Origin of the sequence: Methylobacterium sp. J-078, assembly GCF_022829285.1 — a bacterium.
Lineage (GTDB): Bacteria > Pseudomonadota > Alphaproteobacteria > Rhizobiales > Beijerinckiaceae > Methylobacterium.
In genome coordinates this window covers 83240-103290 of record NZ_JAKSYI010000121.1, presented here as the reverse complement: position 1 = coordinate 103290, position 20051 = coordinate 83240, and the positions used below count along the sequence as shown (strand labels likewise).

General features: G+C 70.4%; 16 protein-coding genes. 8 read left to right on the top strand and 8 right to left on the bottom strand.

What is annotated here, in order from left to right; translation table 11 throughout:
* Positions 1-181: 181 nt before the first annotated feature.
* Positions 182-1366, bottom strand: a complete 1185-nt coding sequence (locus tag MKK58_RS22485; protein WP_243915004.1) for a ceramide glucosyltransferase — start codon at positions 1364-1366, stop codon at positions 182-184.
* A 179-nt stretch (positions 1367-1545) separates the two neighbouring features.
* Between MKK58_RS22485 and MKK58_RS22480 the strand changes: the two genes are divergently transcribed.
* The 4 genes from MKK58_RS22480 to MKK58_RS22465 all read left to right on the top strand — a co-directional run bounded on the left by MKK58_RS22480 (position 1546) and on the right by MKK58_RS22465 (position 5258).
* A complete protein-coding gene (locus tag MKK58_RS22480; RefSeq protein WP_243915002.1) occupies positions 1546-2493 on the top strand; it encodes an NAD(P)/FAD-dependent oxidoreductase in 948 nt (315 codons plus the stop codon).
* A complete protein-coding gene (locus MKK58_RS22475) occupies positions 2490-3404 on the top strand; it encodes a histone deacetylase (RefSeq protein ID WP_243915000.1) in 915 nt (304 codons plus the stop codon). The genes MKK58_RS22480 and MKK58_RS22475 overlap by 4 nt, the downstream gene beginning before the upstream one ends.
* Positions 3405-3451: 47 nt before the next feature.
* The gene (locus MKK58_RS22470; protein ID WP_243914998.1) at positions 3452-4306 is read left to right on the top strand and encodes a creatininase family protein; all 855 of its coding nucleotides are present in this window, start codon (positions 3452-3454) and stop codon (positions 4304-4306) included.
* Positions 4307-4424: 118 nt separating this feature from the next.
* Positions 4425-5258, top strand: coding sequence for a sterol desaturase family protein (locus MKK58_RS22465; protein ID WP_243914997.1), 834 nt, complete (start codon positions 4425-4427; stop codon positions 5256-5258).
* A 7-nt stretch (positions 5259-5265) separates the two neighbouring features.
* Here the strand turns inward: MKK58_RS22465 and MKK58_RS22460 are convergent, their stop codons facing one another.
* Positions 5266-5844: a TetR/AcrR family transcriptional regulator gene (locus MKK58_RS22460; protein WP_243914996.1), complete on the bottom strand. Its 579-nt coding sequence runs from the start codon at positions 5842-5844 to the stop codon at positions 5266-5268.
* 204 nt (positions 5845-6048) lie between these two features.
* Here MKK58_RS22460 and MKK58_RS22455 point away from each other — a divergent pair, with 204 nt between their 5' ends.
* The 3 genes from MKK58_RS22455 to MKK58_RS22445 all read left to right on the top strand — a co-directional run bounded on the left by MKK58_RS22455 (position 6049) and on the right by MKK58_RS22445 (position 11433).
* Positions 6049-7185, top strand: a complete 1137-nt coding sequence (locus MKK58_RS22455) for an efflux RND transporter periplasmic adaptor subunit (RefSeq protein ID WP_409565293.1) — start codon at positions 6049-6051, stop codon at positions 7183-7185.
* Positions 7182-8258: an efflux RND transporter periplasmic adaptor subunit gene (locus MKK58_RS22450; RefSeq protein WP_243914995.1), complete on the top strand. Its 1077-nt coding sequence runs from the start codon at positions 7182-7184 to the stop codon at positions 8256-8258. The genes MKK58_RS22455 and MKK58_RS22450 overlap by 4 nt, the downstream gene beginning before the upstream one ends.
* A gap of 121 nt (positions 8259-8379) precedes the next feature.
* On the top strand, positions 8380-11433 hold the full coding sequence (locus tag MKK58_RS22445) for an efflux RND transporter permease subunit (RefSeq protein WP_409565295.1): 3054 nt from the start codon (positions 8380-8382) through the stop codon (positions 11431-11433).
* Between the two features lie 28 nt (positions 11434-11461).
* Here MKK58_RS22445 and tsaA read toward each other — a convergent pair whose 3' ends face one another.
* A complete protein-coding gene (gene tsaA, locus MKK58_RS22440; protein WP_243914993.1) occupies positions 11462-11959 on the bottom strand; it encodes a tRNA (N6-threonylcarbamoyladenosine(37)-N6)-methyltransferase TrmO in 498 nt (165 codons plus the stop codon).
* 81 nt (positions 11960-12040) lie between these two features.
* Positions 12041-14422 carry an EAL domain-containing protein gene (locus tag MKK58_RS22435; RefSeq protein ID WP_243914992.1) on the bottom strand — a complete coding sequence of 794 codons (2382 nt, stop codon included), beginning with the start codon at positions 14420-14422 and terminating at the stop codon, positions 12041-12043.
* Positions 14423-14671: 249 nt separating this feature from the next.
* On the opposite strand from MKK58_RS22435, the gene MKK58_RS22430 reads away from it, so the two are divergent.
* On the top strand, positions 14672-16165 hold the full coding sequence (locus MKK58_RS22430; RefSeq protein WP_409565292.1) for an AMP nucleosidase: 1494 nt from the start codon (positions 14672-14674) through the stop codon (positions 16163-16165).
* 10 nt (positions 16166-16175) lie between these two features.
* Here MKK58_RS22430 and MKK58_RS22425 read toward each other — a convergent pair whose 3' ends face one another.
* The 4 genes from MKK58_RS22425 to MKK58_RS22410 are packed head-to-tail and all read right to left on the bottom strand — an operon-like array spanning position 16176 to position 20047.
* On the bottom strand, positions 16176-17456 hold the full coding sequence (locus MKK58_RS22425) for an ATP-binding protein (protein WP_243914989.1): 1281 nt from the start codon (positions 17454-17456) through the stop codon (positions 16176-16178).
* Between the two features lie 28 nt (positions 17457-17484).
* Positions 17485-18525 (bottom strand): lysylphosphatidylglycerol synthase domain-containing protein, encoded by a 1041-nt coding sequence (locus tag MKK58_RS22420; RefSeq protein ID WP_243914986.1) that lies wholly within the window; start codon positions 18523-18525, stop codon positions 17485-17487.
* Between the two features lie 57 nt (positions 18526-18582).
* Positions 18583-19293, bottom strand: a complete 711-nt coding sequence (locus MKK58_RS22415) for a uracil-DNA glycosylase (protein WP_243914983.1) — start codon at positions 19291-19293, stop codon at positions 18583-18585.
* A complete protein-coding gene (locus MKK58_RS22410) occupies positions 19283-20047 on the bottom strand; it encodes a PIG-L deacetylase family protein (RefSeq protein WP_243914981.1) in 765 nt (254 codons plus the stop codon). The genes MKK58_RS22415 and MKK58_RS22410 overlap by 11 nt, the downstream gene beginning before the upstream one ends.
* Positions 20048-20051 lie beyond the last annotated feature (4 nt).

Below are 20051 nucleotides of genomic sequence, written 5' to 3'. Positions count from 1 at the left end.
CGCCTCATAGCCGAGCCCAGCCGGAGCTTCAGCCGAAATACGTGCCCGAGATCACGAGGCCGACCGCGATACCCCAAGCGTGGACGGCGTCGAGGCCCCTGTGGCGTCCGTCCTTGCCTGCATCGCGCCATCCCCTCCGCCGGTTGTCACCGGCCCTTGGGGGAAGCCAAGAGCGCAGCCGTCAGGCGGCACTGGCGCGCGGGCGACGCCAGGACCGGGGCGGGGCCGGATCGAAGCCGCCGGCCTTGGGCCGGATGTCCATCGCGTTGCCCCGCCAGAGAATCGCGCCCCGCATCCAGGCGCAGGTCCAGAGGGCCGGGATCAGCGTGTCACGGACGAGGAAGGCGAGGAGCAGCTGCGGCCGGCGATACCATTTGGCCCGGTGGGCCAGCCCCATCTCGGCCGCGTACCAGAGGGTGGTGAGGCCGGCGAGGATCGCCGCGAGGGTGAGGGAAGGCGCCGCCGCGAGTGCGATGCCGAAGGGCAGGAGCGGGCCGCAACCGATCTCGGGGGCGAAGAAGAGCGGAAACGTGACCCGGCGCAGGCGCGCCCAGCGCAATTGGCGCGACCAGACCTCCGACAGGGTGCGGCGGCCGAGGGGCTGGTCGAAGGGCGCAGCGACGAGGTGTACCCGGGCGCCCGCTGCGCGCACCAGCTTGGTGGCCGCCGCATCCTCGGCGATCTCCGCGGCCAGGGCCCGGATGCCGCCGCGTGCCTCGAGGAACGGCTTGTGCCAGAGCATGCTCTTGCCCTGTGCGAAGCCGAGGCCCAGGGCCTCGCCGGTGTATTGCCAGCGCGCCTGAAGGGTATTGAGAAAGGCGCATTCCACCGCGGCGAACAGGCCGTCCGGCCGGGCGCCGATCGGCGTCGAGCAGACGAGGCCGGTATCCGGGCGCCAGGCCGCTTGAAGCTGCTGAAGATAGTCCGGCGGCATCGCGACGTTGGAATCGGCGAGCACCACCCAGTCGTGCCGGGCCGCCTCCCAGCCGCGCACGCAGTTGTTCAGCTTCGGGTTGTCGCTGATGCGCTCGTCGCCGACGATCAGGCGGGCGGGGATTCCGGAATGCGCGGCCATCAGGCGGCGCAGCAGGGGCACGATCGGGTCGTCCGCGTCCGCCACGCAGAACAGGATCTCGTAATCGGGATAGGCGAGCTGGAAGCCCCGCGTCAGCAATTCCTCGCTGAACGCCTCGACGCCGCAGACGGGCCTGACCAGGGAGACGGGTGCGCCCGCCGGAACCAGGCCGGTGCCCCGGCCGCGCCCGATCCGGCGGGCCGCCACCGCGATGCCCGCGAGGTTGATCAGCGTGAGGGCGCCGCAGAGGGCGAGGGCCACGAGCGTGCCGGTTGCGCCCAGGTCACGCATCGCCGCGTTCCACATCGGCCCCTCCCACATCCGCGACCTCTCCCCTGGCGGGCGTTGCGGCGCCCTTCGCGCACCGGTCCGCCGGACACGGGGTCGCGGCGCTTGGCGCATCAGCGCCCCTAACAGCCCGGATGCTTCAGGCGTATGACAAGCCTGCGGTGTCGTGTGGGAGACAGGGTTTGGCCAGACCGGCGCAGGTGGTGATCGTGGGGGCCGGAATGGCGGGGGCGAGCGCCGCGCGCCACCTCGCCGAGGCCGGGTTCGCCGTGAGCGTGTTCGACAAGGGACGCCAGGTCGGGGGCCGCATGGCGACCCGCCGCGACCGCGAGACCGGGCTTCGCTTCGACCACGGGGCACAGCTCCTGCGCGCCCATGGGCCGGCCTTCCGCGATCGCCTCGACGATTGGCGCGCGCGCGGGATCGTGGCGCCCTGGGACGCGCCCGGCGCGGACGCGGCGGTGCCCGACATGACGGCCCCGGTGCGCGATCTCCTCGCCGGCCTCGAAGTTCATGTCGGGCGCACGGTGACGGGCTTGACACGCGACGCTGCCGGCTGGCGCCTCGCACTCGCCGAAGCATCCGAGGTCCGGGTGTTCGACGCGCTGGTGCTCACGGCCCCGGCCCCCCAGGCCGAGCGGCTCCTCGGCTCGGCGGTGCCGGGCCTCGCCGGGCTCGCCCAAGCCGCCTATGCACCGTGCTGGTCGCTGATGCTCGCTGTCCCGCAGGAGCTTCCCTTCGCGGGCGACGTGCTCCGGCCCGGCGACGGTCCGATCGCGGCCGTGTTCCGGGAGAGCACGAAGCCCGGCCGCTCGGGGGGCGCGCCCCACCTCACCCTCCATGCCTCGCCGGACTGGTCGGCGGCTCACCTGGAGGAGACCCCCGAGGCGGTGCAGGCCGCCCTGCTCGCGGCCCTCGGTGCGCTCCTCGGCACGGCCATCGCGCCGATCCATCTGCGCGCCCATCGCTGGCGCTACGCCCTGGTGACCGGAACCTGCGGCGCGCCCTGTCTCTACGATCCGGCCGCGCGCGTCGGCTATGCGGGTGATGCCTGCCTGGGGCCGCGCGTCGAAGCCGCCTACGACAGCGGCGCGGCCCTGGCCGGGCGGCTGGCGGCGGATCTCGGATGAGCCTGCCCATCGTCTTCCATCCGGCCTACGAGGCGACCCTGCCGGAGGGGCACCGCTTCCCCATGCGGAAGTACGGCCGCCTCGCCGAACTCCTCGTGGACCAGGGCCTCGTGCCGGACGGCTTCGCCCGCCCGGAGCCCGCCGGGGCCGCGCTCCTCGCGCTCGCCCATGACCGCGCCTACGTGGAGGCGGTGCTGGCCCACGACGTCTCCCGCGAGATCGAGCGCAATATCGGCCTGCCGGTAGGCGAATCGGTGGTGGCCCGCTCCTGCGCCTCCGTGGGCGGGACCCTGCTGGCGGCGCGGCTGGCACTGGCGCACGGCATCGCGGGCAGCACGGCCGGGGGCAGCCACCACGCCCGGCGCGAGACCGGGGCGGGCTTCTGCATCTTCAACGACGTGGCGGTGGCGGCGCGCCAGCTTCACGCCGACGGCATCATCGCCCGCGCCCTCGTGATCGATTGCGACGTCCATCAGGGCGACGGCACCGCCGATTGCCTGAGCGGCACACCCGACCTGTTCACCCTCTCGATCCATGCGGAAAAGAACTACCCGACGCGCAAGATCGCGGGCGACCGCGACGTCGGCCTGCCCGATGGCCTCGACGACACCGGTTACCTCGCGGTGCTGGAGGCCCATGTCGGACCGCTCCTCGACGCGCTGGCCCCCGACATCGTGTTCTACAATGCCGGTGTCGACCCCCACCGCGACGACCGCCTCGGTCGCCTCGACCTTACCGATGCGGGCCTGCTGGCGCGGGACCGCTACGTCGTGGGCGAGGCCCGGCGGCGCGGGGTGCCCCTCGTCGGCGTCATCGGCGGCGGCTATTCCACCGACATCGACGCCCTGGCCGGCCGCCATGCCCTGCTCTTTACCGCGATGGCCGAGGCGGCGGGGACACCGCTCCGTTAACGCCCGAAGGCTACCGTTCCGCCGTCCCTCGTCGTTTCGAGCCCGTCATGCCGCCTCCGTCCCGCTTACTCGTCGCGGCCAAGTGGGGCACCCTGTGCCTCGCGGCCCTCGTCGCCGGTCTCGCGTTCGTCGGCCGGCCCTTGACGGCCCCGCTCTCGGGCGAGGTCGAGATCGCGCGGATGACGTGGGTGGAGGTGCGCGGCGCCGTCGCGCGGGGCGCGACCACCGTGCTCGTGCCGAGCGGCGGCATCGAGCAGAACGGCATCCACATGGTGACGGGCAAGCACGACCGCATCGTCGGCTGGGCCGCGCGCCGGATCGCCGAGGGGCTGGGCCGCACCTTGGTCGCCCCCGTGATCTCCTATGTGCCGCAGGGCGCCTACGACCCGCCCGAGGGCCACCTGCGTTATCCCGGTACGATCGGCGTCCCGGACGCCGTCTTCGCCGGCACCCTGGAGGGGATCGCCCGCAGCCTGAAGGGCGCGGGCTTCCGGACGATCGGCTTCCTGGCCGACCACGGGGCGAGCACAGGGCCGCAGCGCGAGGTCGCAGAGCGCCTGTCCCGGGAATGGGCACCGCAGGGGGTCCGTGTCGTCGACGTGAGCGCGTATTACGACGATGCTGCCCAGCTCGACTGGCTCCGGGCTGCGGGCGAGACGATGGAGACCATCGGGCGCCACGCCGGGATCCAGGACACCTCCGAACTCATGGCGATCTGGCCCGAGGGGGTCGACCTCGACCGCCTCGCCGGCATCGGATTGCGCGCCGAGGCCACGGGCGCAGGCGGCGATCCGAGCCGCGCCTCGGCCGAGCGCGGGCGCACGCTCATCGACATGCGCGTGCGCGCGGCGGTCGCGCAGATCGAGGACGCGCGTGGTGCAGCGCGTGCCGCCGGACGCTGAATCTCCGCACGCCCTGTTCGGCGTGAGGATCGCCCGGACTTTCGCCGATGCGCATAACCGGCCCTTAAGGCGGATCTGACAGTTCTACGGAAGCAGAGTTGTACGCGAGGGCTGACGCATGACCGATTGGGCCTTGGCCGTCGTGACCCAATTCAGTGATGCGATCATCGCAGGCCTTCCGACGACGCTGGCCCTGGCGGTCGTCCTGACGATCCTGTGCGCGCTGTTTCCCGGAGCTTCCGGCAAGCCGTGGTGGCGCACCTCCGAGATGATCACCGACATCTGCTGGTGGTTCGCTACGCCGCTGTTCACCCGCTACCTCAGCCTGCTGTTCCTCATCACCGGCACGCTCTGGTTCTCGATGATCCTGGGTGACGACGCCCCAGGCACGCCTCCGTCGCTGGGGGTGTCCCTGCTCGCCGGCATGCCGTTCTGGTTGAGCGTGGTCGTCTACATCGTCCTCATCGACATCATGATGTACGCGACCCACCGGGCGTTCCACACCATGACCCTGTGGCACTACCATGCGGTGCATCACTCCACCGAAGAGTTGCACTGGGTGTCGGCGCGTCGCTTCCATCCGATGGACGACCTCATCCACATCGTGCTTCCGGACGTGGTGCTGATCCTGCTCGGCATGCCCCTCGAGGTCATCGCCTTCGTGGCACCCTTCCAGGTCTGGCATTCCGCCCTGATCCACAGCGACCTGAACTGGGATTTCGGGATTCTGAAGACCGTCATCGTCAGCCCGATCTACCATCGCTGGCATCACACCGGCATCGACCAGGGCGGCTCGAAGAATTTCTCGGCGACCTTCCCGATTCTCGACCTGATGTTCGGGACCTACTACATGCCGAAGGGCGAGCGGCCCGAGCGGTTCGGGATCGAAGACCCGACTTTCCCGAAGGATTTCGCGGGCCAGCTCCTGCATCCCTTCCGCAACCGCGCCTGAGACGCGATCAGGGCGTCGGGCTCCCGGACTTCGGCAGACCCTTGGCGGCGTGTTCCATCGCGTCGAAGAGCTTTTCCAGCTCCGCCCCTTCCAGGCAGTGGAAGCCCAAGGTCCGGGTCAGCAGGAGGCCGAGGGTGGCGAAGGTCAGCATCGCGCCGGCGCCGGGGCAGCAGGCCACGTCCTCCATCTGGGCGAGGCGCTGCTTCAGGAAGGCGTTGAAGCCGGCGAAGGCCTCGGGGTTCTCGGCGGAGGCCAGCAGGAGGGCGCGGGGAAACCCGTCCTCGTCGGCATAGACCTGACGCGCATGGGCGATCAGCGCCAGGGGGAGGGCGGCCGCGTTCGCGCCCTGCTCGGCTTCGTGGGTCGCCACGCTCTCGCGGATCTCACGCAGCTTGCGCTCGGCCAGCGCCGAGATCAGAGCGTCCTTCGACGCGAAGTGGTGCAGGACGCCGCCCTTGCTCAACGAAGCCTCTGCCGCCACCGCGTCGATGGTGAGGGTGCGCGTGCCCATGCGCCGAATCAGGCGTTCTGCGGCGTCCAGGACCACCAGGGGTCGGTCTTCGCGGCGGGTACGCGCCTTCATCATCGACGATCCGGCCGGTCCGCCGGCGGCTTCGAGGGGGGGACGATCAGCGCCGCGACCGGCGAGAAAGTCGATCTCATCAAGGGGATACCGGGGAACGGTCGAGCCGGGAAGATGGTCCGCGAAAAAAAGAAACCGTCTGGACGGTCGGTAGGATAGCCGATATGTGACTTTGGAGGGTGGGGCCTTTCGAGTTCTGAGGACGCGATGGTGGGTTGGCTGACCGTGTGGCCGCGTAAGCGCGGGGGCATGGCCCTGGTGCTCGCGGCCTGTGCCGCCGCGATGTCGCCCGCGTCGAGCGCCGAGGGCGATGCCAAGGCGGCGGCCAAGCCCGCGAACCCCGCCGTCGCGGTGGTGCGCACGGTAGTCGCGCGCGCCACCACCATCGCCTCCGACCTCATTTTCACCGGCGACATCCAGGCTCAGTCGCAGGTGAACGTCGCCTTCCGCACCAACGGCAAGATCGCCAAGCGCCTCGTGGAGGTGGGCGATCACGTCACCGCCGATCGGGTGCTGGCCAAGCTCGACCCGCAGGAGCAGCGCGCCAACCTCAACAACGCGCAGGCCGCGCTCACCTCGGCCGAGGCGCTGCTGACCCAGGCCAAGCTGAACTTCAAGCGCCAGGAGCAGCTCATGGCCAGCGGCTACACCACCCGCCCGAGCTACGACGACGCCGAGCAGCAGCTGCGCACGACACAGGCCTCGGTGGACTCGGCCAAGGCGGCCCTGGGCAGTGCCGAGGAGCAGTTTTCCTACACGGACCTGAAGGCGGGCGTGGACGGCATCGTGCTGAGCCGTACCTTCGAAGTCGGGCAGGTCGTGCAGACCGGCCAGACCGTGCTGGTGATGGCACAGGACGGGCCGCGCGACGCCGTCTTCAACATCTTCGAGGCGGTGCTCGCGGCGCCGCCCGAGAGCAAGACCGTCGCGGTCACGCTCCAGGCCGATCCGCGGGTCCAGGCGGTCGGCCGGGTGCGGGAAATCTCCCCCAGCGTGGATGCCGCCTCCGGCACCGTGCGGGTCAAGGTCGGGCTCGACGAGACGCCCGAGGCCATGAGCCTCGGCGCCGTCGTCATCGGCACCGGCAAGTTCCGGCCGCGCCAAGCGATCGTGCTGCCCTGGTCGGCGCTCTATCGCTGGGAGAACGCCCCGGCGGTCTGGGTGCGCGATCCCGCCAGCGGCACCGTCTCGCCCCGCACCGTCACGATCGAGCGTTACGGGCCCAACACCATCGCGTTGAAGGGCGGCGTCGAGCCCGGCGAGGAGGTCGTCATCGCGGGCATCCAGCTCCTTCGGCCGGGGCAGGCCGTCGCGGTCGCCGAGACCCTGGAGGCCACGCGATGATCCGTCCGGCCCTGCTCACCCTCGCGCTCGTCCTCCCGCTCGGCGCCTGTCAGGCGGCGGAGGAGACGGCTGCGCCGCCACCTGTGCGGCCGGTGCTCTACCGGGTCGTGAAGCCGGTCTCGGCCCAGGTCTTCGGCCCCTTCGCGGGTGTCGTGGCGCCGCGCTACCAGTCCGAGATCGGTTTCCAGATCGCGGGGCGCATGATCGCCCGCGACGTGACCATGGGCGACATCGTCCACAAGGGGCAGCGCATCGCCGCCCTGGATCCGGTGGTGACCCGCTTCGCCCTGACCAGGGCCGAGGCGGAACTCGCCGATGCCAAGGCGCAGGCCGAGAACGCGAGCGCCACGGAATCGCGCCGCCGCCGCCTGCTCGCCGGCGGCAACGTCACGCAGGCCCAGCTCGACACCGCCGTGGCGAGCCGCGACACCGCCCAGGCCCGCGTTTCCCAGGCCGAGGCGAACCTGCAGCGGGCCCAGGACCAGATGGGCTACACGGAGCTGCACGCGGATTTCGACGGCGTCGTCACGGTGCGCAGCGCCGAGGTCGGACAGGTGCTCAGCGCGGGCCAGGCGGTGGCGACCCTGGCCCGGCCCGAGGAGCGCGAGGCCGTGGTCGACATTCCCGAGGAACTCGTCGGCACGATGCCGACGCAGGCCCAGTTCACCGTCTCGCTTCAGAGCGCCCCGGACGTGACGGCGACGGCGCGGGTGCGCGAGATCGCACCCTTCGCCGACCAGACCACGCGCACCCGGCGCATCCGCATGACCCTGGTCAAGCCCTCGGAGGCCTTCCGCCTCGGCTCGACCCTCACGGTCACCCTGGCGCGGGCCGAGCCGCCCCATGTGGACCTGCCCGCCACCGTGGTGCTGACCGAGGATGGCCGCGACGCCGTCTGGGTCGTCGCGCCCGACGGGAAGAGCGTGCTCAAGCGGCCCGTCACCGTCACGCGCCGGGACGCGAACCACGTCAGCATCGGCGCGGGCCTGGATGCCGGCGACCGCGTGGTCCTGGCCGGCGTCCATTCGCTCAAGGACGGGCAGGCCGTACGCCTGCCCGATCAGGCGCCCTGACGCGCCCGAGCCTAACGCCGTCCATCATCAGCCGCCACCCCGGTGAGGCGAGAGCAATCCCGTGAAGAACTTCAATCTCTCCGAATGGGCGTTGGAGCACCGCTCCTTCGTCTGGTTCCTGATGCTGATCTCGGTGGTGGCCGGTTTCCTGGCCTACGAGCGCCTCGGGCGCGAGGAGGACCCGCCCTTCGCGATCAAGACCATGATCGTGCAGGCGCGCTGGCCCGGCGCCACCATCGGCGACACCCTCGATCAGGTCACCGAGCGGATCGAGAAGGAGGTGCAGCAGATCGATGCCGTCGATTTCAGCCGCAGCTACACCACGCCGGGCCAGGCCACGGTATTCGTGCAGCTGCGCGAGACGACGCCGCCCAAGACCATCCCGGCGATCTTCTACCAGGTCCGCAAGCGCATCGGCGACATCCAGAACACCTTCCCGCAAGGGATCCAGGGGCCGTTCTTCAACGACGAGTTCGGTGACGTCTTCGGCAACGTCTACGCCTTCACGGCCGACGGCGTGACCCCGCGCCAGCTGCGCGACTACGTCGAGCGGGTCCGCGCCGAGGTGAAGAAGGTGCCGTCTGCGGGCAAGATGCAGCTTCTCGGCGCGCAGGACGAGGTGATCTATCTCGACTTCTCCACCCGCAAGCTCGCCGGCCTCGGCCTCGACACCAACTCGGTGATCAAGACCCTGCAATCGCAGAACGCCATCGCGCCCTCCGGCGTGATCCAGGCCGGGCCGGAGCGGGTCTCCGTCCGGGTCGGCGGCCAGTTCATCAACGAGGAGAGCCTGCGCGCCGTGAACCTGCGGGTGAACGACCGCTTCTTCCGCCTTTCCGACGTCGCCGAGATCTCCCGCGGCTTCACGGACCCGCCGACCGATCTGTTCCGCTTCAACGGACAGCCGGCCATCGGTCTGGCCATCGCGATGCAGCCCTCGGGCAACCTGCTCACCTTCGGCCACGACCTGAAGGAACGCATGCGCAAGCTCGAGGGCGAGCTGCCGGTGGGCGTCGGCATCCACCTCGTCTCGGACCAGCCGAAAATCGTCGAGGAGGCGGTGGGCGGCTTCACCAAGGCACTCGTCGAGGCCGTGGTGATCGTGCTGGCGGTGAGCTTCATCTCGCTGGGCTGGCGCGCCGGCCTTGTGGTCTCGCTGTCGATCCCGCTCGTCCTCGCCATCGTCTTCGTAGTCATGCAGGTCATGGGCGTCACGCTCCAGCGCATCTCGCTGGGTGCCCTCATCATCGCCCTCGGCCTCCTCGTCGACGACGCGATGATCACGGTCGAGATGATGGTCGCGCGCCTGGAAGTCGGCGACAGCCTGAAGAAGGCTGCGACCTTCGCCTACACCTCCACCGCCTTCCCGATGCTGACCGGCACGCTCGTGACCGTGGCGGGCTTCCTGCCCATCGGCTTCAATGGCTCGTCGGCGGGCGAGTACACCTACTCGCTCTTCGTCGTCATCGCCGCCTCCCTCCTCGTCTCCTGGGTGGTGGCGGTGCTGTTCGCGCCCCTCATCGGCGTGAAGCTCCTGCCGAAGCAGATGAAGCACAAGGATCACGGCACCCCGAGCCGGTCGATGCGGATCTTCACGGGGCTGCTGCTGGGCGCCATGCGCTGGCGATGGACCACCGTGATCGTCTGCCTCGGCATGCTCGGCGCCTCGATCGTCGGCATGGGCTTCGTGCAGCAGCAGTTCTTCCCGGCCTCCGACCGGCCCGAGCTCCTCGTCGACATGACGCTGCCGCAGAACGCCAGCATCGCGGAGACGAAGGGCCAGATGGACCGCTTCGAGGCGACCCTGGTGGGCGACCCCGAGATCGTGCGCTGGTCGTCCTATGTGGGCCAGGGCGCGGTGCGCTTCTACCTGCCGCTGGACCAGCAGCTCGGCAACGCCTTCTTCGGCCAGATCGTCATCGAGACGAAGTCGATCGAGGCACGCGAGCGCATGAAGCTGAAGCTCGACAAGCTCGCGCGCGAGAAATTCGTCGGCACCGACTTCCTGATCCACTCCCTCGACCTCGGACCGCCGGTCGGACGCCCGGTCCAGTACCGCCTCAGCGGCCCCGACCTGCAGACCCTGCGGGCCTACGCGCTCACCCTCGGCAACATCGTCGGCGGCAACCCGCATCTCGACGTGCCGACCTTCGACTGGAACGAGCCCGGCAAGGTGCTCAAGGTCGACATCATCCAGGACAAGGCGCGCCAGCTCGGCGTGACCTCGGAGGACATCGCGGGCCTGCTCAACGGCATCGTGGGCGGCCGGGCGATCACCCAGGTCCGGGATTCGATCTACCTCGTCAACGTGGTCGCCCGCGCGCAGGCCGTGGAGCGCAATTCCCTCGACACGCTCCAGAGCCTGCAGGTGCCGCTGGCCAACGGCAGCGTCGTTCCGCTGCTGGCGTTTGCCACCATCGGCTACGAGCTGGAGCAGCCCATCGTCTGGCGCCGCGACCGCCTGCCGACCATCACGGTGCGGGCCTCGATCTCCGACGACACCCAGCCCGCCACGGTGGTGAGCCAGCTCGACGAGAAGATCACCGCGTTCAACAAGAGCTTGCCGGACGGCTACGTCCTGGCGGTGGGCGGGGCCGTGGAGGAGAGCGCCAAGGGCCAGGGGCCGATCGCGGCGGTGGCGCCGGTGATGCTGCTCACCATGGCGATGTTCCTGATGATTCAGCTCCAGAGCTTCCAGAAGCTCTTCCTGGTGGCGAGCGTCGCGCCGCTGGGGTTGATTGGCGTCGCCATCGCGCTTCTCACCTTCAACAAGCCGATGGGCTTCGTGGCGATCTTGGGCGTGCTGGCGCTGATCGGCATCATCGTGCGCAACTCGGTGATCCTGGTGACCCAGATCGACGAGTACGAGCGCGACGGGCTTCCCCCCTGGGACGCGGTGGTGGACGCCACCTGCCACCGCATGCGACCGATCCTGCTCACGGCGGCCGCGGCGAGCCTCGGCCTGATCCCCATCGCCCGCGAGGTGTTCTGGGGGCCGATGGCCTACGCCATGATCGGCGGCATCCTTGCCGCCACCTTCCTGACGCTGTTCTTCCTGCCGGCGCTCTATGTCGGCTGGTACCGGATCAAGGCGCCGCCGAAGGGCACGCCGCGCAAGGTCCACGGCGCGGACGGGCAGGTTCACGGCGCCGAGGAGCCGGCACCCGCCGGCTGATTGCCGAGGTCGCGCCGGGGGGATCGCGTCAGCGCGGTGCCGTTCCGGCGCGCTCCACCGTGGCACCGGGACGCGAATCCGTCGTCGCGAAGTAGGGCTTGATGTCGAGGAGCGGGGTTCCGTCGCGGCAATCGAGGCCGCGCACCCGCAGGCTCGATCCGTCCCGTTCCAGAAGCTCGACCACCGACAGGGCGATGGGGTTCGGGCGCACCGGCGAACGCAGGGAGAACGTGCCCCGGCTGCCCTCCGCATGGCGGGGGCGCTGGAGCGCGAGGTCGCGGGCGGCCTCGTCCATCCAGTAGAGCACGATGAGGTGGCTCGCGCCCTCGACGTTCTGGAGCGCGTCGGAGAACGGCGCATCAATGATCACGGTGCAGACCGCATCGGTCTTGAGACCGTTCTTCGGGCATTCGCCGCGCGTCGCCCAGGGCGTGCGGATGCGGCCGATGAAGTAGAGCCCGGCATCGTAGGTCTCGGGCAGGGCGATCGCCGCCTCGCCCGGCCGGTGTCCCGTCGCGTCGCTCATCCCGAACTTCCCTTCTTGGCGCGCCGGACCCGCGTGCGCGGCTCCGTTTCGAACAAGCCGGTGCCGGGAGCAAGGCGGGCTTTAACCGACCCCCGCATGGGCCGTTGCGGGTGAGCGGTGGGTATGGCAGGCGAAGGCGGCGATGGGGCCGGGCCGGCCGATGAAGTAGCCCTGCGCGGCGTGGCAGTTCTCGGCAGTCAGGAAGGCAAGTTCCGCGGCGGTCTCGACGCCCTCGGCGATGACCGGCAGGCCGAGGCCGGCGCCGAGGCCGAGCACCGAGCGCACGATGGCTGCCGCCTGGGGGTTGGAATCCACCGCCGCGACGAAGGAGCCGTCGATCTTGATCTGGTCGAAGGGAAACAGGCGCAGGTTGGAGAGGGAGGAGTACCCGGTCCCGAAATCGTCCATGGCGATGCGCAGGCCCAGCGCCTTCAGTTCGCGCAGATTGGTGGAGGCACGGTCCGGATCGCGGATCAGGGCCGTCTCGGTGATCTCGAGTTCCAGGCGGGCCGGGTCGAGGCCGGTCTCGGACAGGATCGCCCGGACGCTCGGCGCGAAGGCGGGGTCGTGAATCTGGACACCGGAGACATTGACCGCCACGGTGAGGGGAACGTCCCATCCCGCCGCCTCGCGGCAGGCTTCGGTCAGGGCCCAGGCGCCGATCTCTTGGATCAGCCCGCTCTCCTCCGCGATGGGGATGAACAGGGCCGGCGAGACGAAGCCGTGCTCGGGATGCTGCCAACGCATCAGCACTTCGAAGCCGGTGACCGCCCCGGTTCGGATCGCGATCTGCGGCTGGTAGACGAGGCGTAGTTCGCCCTGCGCGAGGGCCCGGCGCAGGGCCTTCTCCAGCACGCGCCGCTCGCGGACCTCCTTGCCCATCGCCGCTTCGAAGAACCGGTAGCTGCCACGCCCCACGGTCTTGGCGAGTTGCAGCGCGGTGTCGGCTGCGTTCAGGAGATCGTTTCGGTCGGTCGCATCGTCCGGAAACAGCGCGATGCCGATGGAGATCTCCGGCAGGGGTTCGCCCCCGGCGAGGCCATCGGCGGCGTAGAGGGCCGCGCGGATCTCCTCTGCGAGGCGACCGGCCGCGACGCCGTGGGCGCATGGGGTCAGGACCGCGAACTCGTCGCCCCCGATCCGGGCAGCGATCTGGTCCGTCCCGAGCTGGTCGCCGATCACCCTCGCCACCCGCGCGAGGGTCGCGTCCCCGTTGGCGTGGCCGAACAGGTCGTTGACTTGCTTGAAACCGTCGAGGTTGATGGCCAGGAGGGCCAATCGCGTGCCCGACGCGGTCGCCCGCCGGATCTCGTGATCCAGGCAGGCGTGGAAGTTCTGCCGATTGAACAGGCCCGTCAGGGCGTCGTGGCCGGCCAGGTACCGGATCTGGCGCTCCGCGCGCCGTCGGGCCGTCAGGTCACGCACCGCGATCGCGAGGTGCGGCGCGCGGCCGTAGGCCACCGGTCGCGCGATCAACTCGACGGGCAGTTCGGTCCCGTCCGAACGCCGCAAGAGGCCCTCGACCCCGTCCTCATGAGCACCGGCCAGCACGTCGCCCGTGGCGAAATCGGGCAGGAAGCGCGACACCTCCACCCCGGCGAGGCTTCGCGCGTCGGTTCCGGTCAGACGCGCGAAGCTCTCGTTGGCACTGACGATCCTCCCGCCGTGGCAGATCACCAGACCCTCCACGGCAGCGTTGGCGAGGCTTCGGAGGCGTTCCCGATAGACCGCCCGCTGGCGATCGCGGATGTCGATCACCATGGCGGTGCAGGCCATCAGCAGGATCGTCAGGCTCGCCAGGACCACGGGGACGGCGAGCCAGGTCGGCGGCACGGCCTCGGCCGGAACGACCACGCGGGGATCGGACTCCAGCGTCAGGGCCGTGAGGCCCAGGACGTGGTGCCCGCAGATGGCGACGACCAGCAAGGCCGGCCCGAGAATGCGGTGGCGGACGCGGTTGCCGGCGAGGCCCACCCGGAGGGCGGCTCCGGCCATGACCGTGCTGAACACGACGGAGAGCACGACCGGGCCCGCGTGCCACGCCGTGTGGCCTTGGAACTGGTAGGCCGCCATCCCGGTATAGTGCATCGCCGCGATGCCCAGGCCGAGGATGCCGCCGCCGAGGAGGGGAGCGATGCGTCCGGGTCGCGCGATCGCCGTCGCGAGACCGAGGCCGCTCAGCAGGACCGCGAAGACCAGGGAAAGCGCCGTCGGTGCGGTAGCGTAGCCGACGGGGTATTCCTGATCGCAGGCCAGCATCGCCAGGAAATGCGTGGCCCAGATGCCGGTCCCGCCCGCGAAGGCCGCGATGACGAGCCAGCCCCCGCGCCAGGCACCGGACGTCTTCTGCGCATGGGAGAGGAGGGCGATCGTCGCGCCCGCCGCCAGGGCGCAGATCAGCGCTGCCGGTAGGGCGAGCCATCGATCATTGTCGGCCCTGAAGCAACCGACGAGTGTCAACATCAACGCACCGTTCCCCCGACATGCCTGTCCCCGTTACTCCCCTCCGCCCGGTCACGGGGACCGGACTACCGGGAAAGGTGATGTCCAGGTTGCATAGCATAAGTTAACGAGGCGAATTCGCCAAAAACCGCGTGACATACAACCTTCCGGTCCATCGTCGCATACCTGCATCGGGAGCGGGAACGTGCGTTCGCGTCCGGCCGCTGGGCGGTGTAAGACCCCGTGACCGAGGTTTGGCCGGGAGGTACCGTGATCCGCGACGAGCTGCGACCGATGGAATCCGTCTCCGACCCCGAGACGGCCGTGGACCGCCTCGCCGCGCTGCACGCGGGCGCGATCGAGGCCCTGCAATCGGCCCTGGCCCGCTACCTCGATGGCGGGGCGCCCCCCGATTCCACGGAGCGGCTGCAGTTCCGCTATCCGGAGTTGCGGGTCACCTACCAGCCGACGGGGCCGATCCCGCGTGTCGCGCGGGCGACGGCCAAGTTCCAGGCGCCGGGCAGCTACGCCACCACCGTGACCCAGCCGGCGCAGTTCCGCGGCTACCTCCTCGAACAGTTGCGCCCCCTGGTCCGCGACTACGGCGCCACCCTCGAGGTCGGCCTCAGCGCCCAGGAGATCCCCTATCCCTACGTGATCGAGCCCGGCGCGGATCTCGGCCGCAGCGGGGTCACGCCCCGCGACCTCGCCACCTACTTCCCCGTGCCGCTGCTCTCCGTGGTGGGCGACGAGATCGCGGACGGGCTCTGGCAGGAGCTGCCCGATGTGCCCCGCCCGCTGGCACTGTTCGACGCGATCCGGACCGACTATTCGCTGCGGCGCCTCGTGCATTACACGGGCAGCGACTGGCGCGACGTGCAGCCCTGGATCCTGCTGACGAACTACCATCGCTACGTCGACGGCTTCATCCGACACGGCCTGGAGCGCCTCGCACGCGGCGACGAAGGCTTCGAACGGATGATCCTGCCCGGCGGCATCTCGGTCTCGCGGGCGGAGGCCGCCTCCGTCGATCCGGCGGCGCTCATCGCGGCCTCGCCCTGGCACAAGTACCAGATGCCGGCCTACCACCTTGTGGCGCGCGGCTCCGACGGCAGCCAGCAGGGCACCACCCTGGTCAATATCGGCGTCGGTCCTTCCAACGCGAAGACGATCACCGACCATCTCGCGGTCCTGCGCCCGCATTGCTGGCTCATGGTCGGCCATTGCGGCGGCCTGCGCCAGTCGCAGACCATCGGCGACTACGTCCTCGCGCACGGCTACCTGCGTCGCGACCGCATCCTCGACGAGCTCGTGCCGCCCGACGTGCCCGTGCCGGCGCTCGCCGAGGTCCAGCTCGCCCTCCAGGCGGCGGCGGCCAGCATCACCGGCGAGAAGAGCGAGGCCCTGAAGCGCCGCCTCCGGACCGGAACCGTCGTCACCTACGACGATCGCAATTGGGAGCTCCGCTTCAGCCAGGAGCGTCGGCGCATCAACCTCTCCCGCGCCATCGGCGTCGACATGGAGAGCGGCACCATCGCGGCCCAGGGTTACCGCCTTCGGGTTCCCTACGGCACCCTGCTCTGCGTCTCCGACAAGCCGCTGCACGGCGAGATCAAGCTGCCGGGTGCGGCCAACGCGTTCTACGAGCGCGCGGTTGCGGAGCATCTGCTGATCGGGCTCGCCGCCCTCGACAACTTGCGGGCCGAGCGCCACGGCCTGCATTCGCGCAAACTGCGCAGCTTCGACGAACCGCCGTTCCGGTAGCGATCCGGCTTCAGGCCGGCTCGGCCAGGATGTCCGGTGATCCGGCGGCTTCGAATTCCGGGAAGATCGCCCGCACGGTGGTGCCCGCGTCGGGGGCGCTCTCGATGATCAGGCGGCCCCGGTGCCGGTTGACGATATGCTTGACGATGGCGAGGCCGAGGCCGGTCCCGCCCTGGTCGCGGCTCGAGGCGACGTCGACCCGGTAGAAGCGTTCGGTCAGGCGGGGAATGTGCTCGGCGGCGATGCCCGGACCATGGTCCCGCACGGCGAGTTCGACGCTGGTGCGCCCGCTGGCCGTATCGGTCTGTCGCCGGAGGGCGACCTCGACGCGGCCCCCGCTGCCGCCGTACTTCACGGCGTTCTCGATCAGGTTCTCGACCACCCGCAGCAACTCGTCGCGCTCGCCGAGGATGGGGAAGGCGCCGTCCGCCGCGACGCTGAGGACCACGCCGCGGTCGCGGGCCAGCGGCCCCTGCGTGTCCACCATCTGGCGCGCGATCCGGGTCAGGTCGACGGGACGGGTCGGCGCGACGTGCTCGCGCAACTCGATCCGCGACAGTGACAGGAGGTCGTCGACGAGACGCGCCATCCGCTGCGCCTGGGCCTTCATGATCCCGAGGAAGCGCTCCCGCGCCGGCGGATCGTTGCGGGCGGGGCCCTGCAGCGTCTCGATGAAGCCGAGGAGCGAGGCCAGCGGCGTGCGCAGTTCGTGGCTGGCATTGGCGACGAAATCGACCCGCATCGCCTCCAGGCGCCGTGCCGAGGTGAGGTCGCGCAGGAACAGCACGACGTTGGGCTGACCGCCCACGACTCCGTCCGGCATCGGCAGGGCGCCGATCTGCACCTCGAAGGCCCGCTCGGTGGGGACACGCGTGGAATAGAGCGTCTTGAGCGACGCGCCGGTGCGCAGAACCTCCTCGATCCCGTCGAGGACGTCGGGCGTGCGCAGGGCGAAGGAGAGCGGGTGGCGCAGCTTCAGGGCCGGCAGCAGGGCTCGGGCGGCGGGGTTGACCTCGATGACCACCGCGCGGCGGTCGACCAGGATGACGGGGTCGGGAATGTTGGCCAGGAGCGCTTCGGCGATCGAGTGCCGGCTCGCTCCGGGGTTTTCCGGTGCGCGCACGATGCGGGAACGCCCGAGACCGCCGATGACGCCCCCGAGGCAGAAGACCACCACGGAGGCACCGATCATCGGCCCGTCGAGGGTGCCCCGTCCGGCTGCGAACACCCCGAGGCCCGAGGCCACGATGGCGGCGGCGGTCCAGGATGATCGGCGCGCGCCCCGTCCCATGCGGACCCTCCTGGCTCAGCCGCGCGCCTCAGGCCTTCGCGCCTCGGCTGCGCTTGACGATCTCGTAGACCGTCAACATGGCCAGGGCGATGACAAAGGGTACGAGATAGTAGCAGACCCGGAACAGCAGCAGCGATCCGAGCACCTGATCACGGGGCAGACTCGAGAGAGCGAGCAGGATCGTGGCCTCGAACACCCCGATGCCGCCCGGTGCGTTCGACGCGATGCCCAGCATGGCGGCCAGGACGTAGATCGCCACGAAGGTCGTGAAGCCGATGGAGGTGCCCGCCGGCAGAAGCACGTAGAGCGTGGCGGCCGCCGCGCAGACGTCGCCGATGCCCACCACCATCTGGCTCAGGGACACCGAGGCGCCGGGAAGCTCGAGGCGCCAGCTCTTTACCCGCACGTGGCGGCGCTTCAGGGAGACCCAGAGCAGGTACGCCACCACGGCGAGGAGCGCGCCGAAGCCGACGCCCTGGTTCAACGCGATGCTGGTGAAGGTGAGGGCCGCGAGCTGGCCCGCCTCGACGACGAGGCTGAGCCCGAGGACGACGCCCATCCCGAGCCAGAAGGTGAATCCGGCGATCACCGTGAGGGCCGCGATCTTCGCCGGCCCCAGTCCCTTGCCGGAGTAGATCCAGTAGCGGATCGTCCCGGCGGTAAGGAGCGGGAAGCCGAGCGTGAAGCTGACCGCGTAACTCGTGAACGAGGCCAGAGCCGTCGTTCGGTAGGGCACCTTCAGCTTGAGTTGTCGGAGCGCGAGGGCGTCGTAGCAAGTGAGGAAGAGGTAGCTCAGCCCCACGAACAGGAAGGCGAAGGTGAGCTGTTCGGCCGAGGCACCGGTGAAGGCGGCGTGCATCTCCGCCCAGGTGACGGTCTCGACGAGCTTCCACAGGACGAACAGCGAGCCGGCCAGGATGGCGAGGCTCGCGATGGTGCCGAGCCAGGCGTAGCGGCCGCGCAGGCCGGATTTCGGTGCCGCCTCGGCCTCCGCCGCGTCGATCGGGGATGCCTCGGGCGCGAGCGCCTCGGCCGTCTCGATCTGCTTCTGCTGTCCCGCAAAGTTCATCGTGTCGGCGTCCGCCTCCGCTGGGCTCCCCGCGCACGGCCGCGACGGCGGCATGGGTCAACCCGAGCTTGTGCCGGACCACGGCCCGTCGCCCGCATTTAGGGGCATCGGGCGGCAATTGCCAGCGAGGGAGGCTCGATGCCCACCGGCGATGCAGGCCTGCGCCTGGGCGAGGCCCGCCCGGATGCACTCCGCGACGCTCGGCGCGGTGCAGACATAAGTCGGGCTCGGGTGCGGAATCGGGATCACGGTTAGGTCCGGCCTCAGGGTTTCCAACTCACTCCGCGCCAGACCGGCGACCCGCCCGGAGAGCACGATGACACGCAACTGTGGCAAGCAGGCGAGGAGTGGTGCGAGGCAGGGCAAAGCCTGCGTTACCTCGGACCGGCGCGGGGCACGGTTCAGCGCACCGGGCGCGTGGATCACCCACGGGATCGTGTTCCAGATCAGGCTGTCGCGACGGGCGATGCCCGCCTCGGCGAGGAAGCGGAACAGGTTGGCGGCGGTCCCCGTGGGGTTGTCGCGCGAGACGAGGCCCGTGCCGCGAATGCTCGGCCCCGGCGTCTCCAGGAGGAGCAACAGCCGGGTCTCGACGCCGCCGTCGAGGGGGTCGGGGTCGGGCACCTCGGCCCCGTGCGCCACGGCGATCTGCCGGGCGAGGGCACGGATGGGGGCGATGTGTGGGCTGTCCAGCAGGGCCTTTCGCGCGGCCAGGGCGCTCGGGTCGCGCAGGCTCTTCGGTTCGGCGGGCGGCGCCTCAGCCGGCATCGGCGACGAGACGCCCGAGGCTCTCGGGAAGCGCGCCTTGCCGGCGGAAGCGCTCGCGGCCGCCCTCCTGCTCCAGGCGCCGGGCGAGGCCCTCGCGGCCGCCGAACTGGAAGCCGAGCTGCGTCGCGTAGGCGGCGCAGGCCTCGGCCTTCGCCTCCTGGCCCTCGGCGCCGAACCGGACCTCCGCCTCCGGCAGCGCGGCGAAGCGCGCGCGTAGGGGCTCCTTCGGGCTCTGGTCGCGCACGGTGTAGGGAAAGTCGCGCCACCACAGGATCGGCGCGGTTGGCTCGGCCGCATCGAGGGCGCGCACCACCTGAACGTGATCGACATGGCCGCCGATGGCCTGGGGGGCGAGGATCAGGTCGGGGGCCGTCTCGGAGAGGACCGCCCGGATCGCACGGATCAGGTCGGGCACGATTTCGTCCTCCTCCCGGACGTCCTCGAACAGCTCAGGGGCCGAGGCGTAGCCGCGATGGGGCGCCTCGCGGAAGGGCCAGTGGCGCGGCGCCGCCAGCCCCAGGGCGCGGATCGCCGCCGCATCCTCGGCCCGGCGCAGATCCATGTAGTCGACTTCCGGCCCGAGCCCCTTGTCGGTCTGGCAGGCGAGGGCGAAGCCGGTCGGGTTCGCCACCGATCCGGTGAACACCGTCACGGTCGCCACCTCCCAACCCGCCCGTCCGAGGGCGTGGAGGAGACCGCCGCAGGAGAAGGCGGCATCGTCGAGATGGGGCGACAGGGCGAGCGCGGTGGGCATCGGC

Coding starts and splice junctions, on each gene's coding strand:
- MKK58_RS22415 (WP_243914983.1), bottom strand. CDS start 19,293: ATGCCGGCTGAGGCGCCGCCCGCCGAACCGAAGAGCCTGCGCGACCCG.
- MKK58_RS22465 (WP_243914997.1), top strand. CDS start 4,425: ATGACCGATTGGGCCTTGGCCGTCGTGACCCAATTCAGTGATGCGATC.
- MKK58_RS22410 (WP_243914981.1), bottom strand. CDS start 20,047: ATGCCCACCGCGCTCGCCCTGTCGCCCCATCTCGACGATGCCGCCTTC.
- MKK58_RS22435 (WP_243914992.1), bottom strand. CDS start 14,422: ATGTTGACACTCGTCGGTTGCTTCAGGGCCGACAATGATCGATGGCTC.
- MKK58_RS22455 (WP_409565293.1), top strand. CDS start 6,049: ATGGTGGGTTGGCTGACCGTGTGGCCGCGTAAGCGCGGGGGCATGGCC.
- MKK58_RS22450 (WP_243914995.1), top strand. CDS start 7,182: ATGATCCGTCCGGCCCTGCTCACCCTCGCGCTCGTCCTCCCGCTCGGC.
- MKK58_RS22420 (WP_243914986.1), bottom strand. CDS start 18,525: ATGAACTTTGCGGGACAGCAGAAGCAGATCGAGACGGCCGAGGCGCTC.
- MKK58_RS22445 (WP_409565295.1), top strand. CDS start 8,380: ATGCTGATCTCGGTGGTGGCCGGTTTCCTGGCCTACGAGCGCCTCGGG.
- MKK58_RS22425 (WP_243914989.1), bottom strand. CDS start 17,456: ATGGGACGGGGCGCGCGCCGATCATCCTGGACCGCCGCCGCCATCGTG.
- MKK58_RS22475 (WP_243915000.1), top strand. CDS start 2,490: ATGAGCCTGCCCATCGTCTTCCATCCGGCCTACGAGGCGACCCTGCCG.
- MKK58_RS22460 (WP_243914996.1), bottom strand. CDS start 5,844: ATGATGAAGGCGCGTACCCGCCGCGAAGACCGACCCCTGGTGGTCCTG.
- MKK58_RS22485 (WP_243915004.1), bottom strand. CDS start 1,366: ATGCGTGACCTGGGCGCAACCGGCACGCTCGTGGCCCTCGCCCTCTGC.
- MKK58_RS22470 (WP_243914998.1), top strand. CDS start 3,452: ATGCCGCCTCCGTCCCGCTTACTCGTCGCGGCCAAGTGGGGCACCCTG.
- tsaA (WP_243914993.1), bottom strand. CDS start 11,959: ATGAGCGACGCGACGGGACACCGGCCGGGCGAGGCGGCGATCGCCCTG.